This window comes from Faecalibacterium sp. DFI.5.82 (assembly GCF_029076575.1).
GTDB lineage: Bacteria > Bacillota > Clostridia > Oscillospirales > Ruminococcaceae > Faecalibacterium > Faecalibacterium duncaniae.
Genome location: NZ_JARFIS010000069.1, coordinates 1 through 460 on the forward strand (window position 1 = coordinate 1; position 460 = coordinate 460).

The 460-nt window shown below is 53.3% G+C and carries 1 pseudogene; it reads right to left on the reverse strand.

Going from position 1 to position 460, the window contains the following annotated elements:
- Positions 1–316, reverse strand: a pseudogene (locus tag P0G09_RS15600) (arsenate reductase family protein); the annotation flags it as partial.
- Positions 317–460: the final 144 nt, after the last annotated feature.

Consider the following 460-nt stretch of genomic DNA (forward strand, 5'->3'; position numbering starts at 1 on the left):
GGCTGGTAGCCCACAGTGGCCTTTTTGCCGTTCGCACGATGGGCGTTTTGAAGAGCTGCTGATTCTCGAACAGCTTGTCCTCCTTCTGCCAATCCACCAGTGCATCCAGCAGGGCCAGCGTCTGCTTATCCTTTGCCGCCGGGTTCACCAGCTGCTCCCAGCCGCCCAGCGCACGGGCCACGGTCTCAAACTCGCCCCGGCTCATCTCTTTTTCCTTCAGGTCGATCATCTGGAACTTGATGCCCCGCTCCTTGAAATAGCGCTGGGCCTTTTTGGTATCAAAGCACTTGCTGGTGCCAAAGATCTGAATGTTCATCGTTTTTCCTCCTGGATCCTGTGTGCTCTAGTGTATCATATCTGCCGGAAAAAACCTAGGGATAATTCATCTTCTTTCCGTCCATACTTGCTTTATCACAAGCCGACCCTGAGATTGAACGAAGGGCGGGCCATTTCAGAAAGA